Below are 1,686 nucleotides of genomic sequence, written 5' to 3'. Positions count from 1 at the left end.
ACGATATCGGCGCGGCGCACCACGTCGGGCAGATCCTTGGTGCGGCTGTGCGCGATGGTCACGGTGCAGCTGTCGCCCAGCAGCAGCTGCGCCATCGGCTTGCCCACGATGTTCGAGCGTCCGATCACAACCGCATCCATGCCCGACAATGAGCCATGGTGGTCACGCAGCATCATCAGACAGCCCAGCGGGGTGCAGGGCACCATCGATTTCTGACCGGTGCCCAAGAGGCCCACGTTGGAGATATGGAACCCGTCCACATCCTTGGCCGGGTCAATCGAATTGATCACCAGATCTTCGTTCAGATGCTTGGGCAGCGGCAATTGAACCAGAATGCCATGCACAGCCGGATCGTTGTTCAGCGTGTCGACCAGCGCCAGCAGGTCCTCTTCCGAGGTATCGACATCCAGCTTGTGCTCGTACGAGTTCATGCCGACCTCGACGGTCATCTTGCCCTTGGAGCGGACATAGACCTGACTGGCCGGGTCTTCGCCGACCAGAACCACGGCCAGGCCGGGGGTGATGCCGTTTTCCTCTTTCAGCTTTGCAACCTGATCGGCCACTTGCGCGCGCACTTTGGCCGCAAAGGCCTTGCCGTCGATAACCTGGGCTACCATCCTTTGATCCCTTCTTTCAAAAACGGATTGGGCGCGTGAAGCGCCCGGTCATTCAGTCCGGGCCGAGAACACGTTCCTCACGTGCAATCGACCAGTCAATCAGCATGCGCCACAGTCTTTCGGCCAAATCCGGATCCATTCCCAACTCGGCCGAGCTTGTGCGCACGCGGTGCACCACGTCTTCGACACGGTCCGGGATACGGGCAGGCAGGCCCTCGCCCGGCTTCAGCTCGGACGCGCGGTCAATGTAGCCTGCGCGCGCCACCAACATTTCGATCAGTTGGCGGTCCAGCTTGTCGATCTGAACCCGCAGATCCTGCATCGTTGCACAGTCTTGCGGCGGTGTCAGAGTGGGCATCGCGATCTCCTCATGGCCCGGGAAAACCCCGGACCACGAGATGTCCTATTCGGCGGCTTAGAACAAGCCCTCGATCTCACCTGCGTCATTGAGGCAGATGGTTTCCGCAGCTGGTTTGCGTGGCAGACCGGGCATGGTCATGATCTCACCGCAGACAACCACGATGAAGCCGGCCCCCGCGCTCAGGCGCACCTCACGCACCGGAACCGAATGGCCGGTGGGCGCGCCGCGCAAAGTGGGATCGGTCGAGAACGAATACTGCGTCTTGGCCATGCAGACCGGCAGATTGCCGTATCCGGCCTCTTCCCACTCACGCAGCTGGTTGCGGATCTTGTTGTCGGCCAGAACCTCGTCGGCGCGGTAGATGCGCTTGGCGATGGTTTCAATCTTCTCGAACAGCGGCATGTCATCGGGATAGATCGGTGCGAAGTTGGCACTGCCGCCTTCGACGATCTCGACAACCTTCTCGGCCAGCGGCGCAGAGCCTTCCGAGCCCAGCTCCCAGTGACGCGACAGAACCGCCTCAACCCCATGCTCGGCGCAATAGTCGCTGACCGCCTGCACTTCGGCATCGGTGTCGGTGACGAAGTGGTTGATGGCAACCACAACCGGCACGCCAAAGGATTTCACGTTCTCGATGTGACGGCCCAGGTTGGCACAGCCCGAGTTGACTGCGTCGACATTTTCCGCACCCAGATCGGCCTTGGCAAC

The 1,686-nt window shown here is 61.2% G+C and carries 3 protein-coding genes; all 3 read right to left on the bottom strand.

Features of this window, described 5'->3' with window-relative positions; translation table 11 throughout:
• The coding region (locus AC2FLA_RS22395) for a tetrahydrofolate dehydrogenase/cyclohydrolase catalytic domain-containing protein (RefSeq protein WP_496725440.1) at nt 1-617 on the bottom strand (617 nt) is incomplete at its 3' end.
• Between the two features lie 52 nt (nt 618-669).
• Nucleotides 670-975 carry a chorismate mutase gene (locus tag AC2FLA_RS22390; RefSeq protein ID WP_113790748.1) on the bottom strand — a complete coding sequence of 102 codons (306 nt, stop codon included), beginning with the start codon at nt 973-975 and terminating at the stop codon, nt 670-672.
• Between the two features lie 57 nt (nt 976-1,032).
• On the bottom strand, nt 1,033-1,686 hold a 654-nt coding region (locus tag AC2FLA_RS22385), incomplete at its 5' end, for a formate--tetrahydrofolate ligase (protein ID WP_496725438.1).

Source organism: Ruegeria sp. CDSA033 (assembly GCF_059612305.1).
This window is presented reverse-complemented; position numbering and strand designations above follow the sequence as displayed.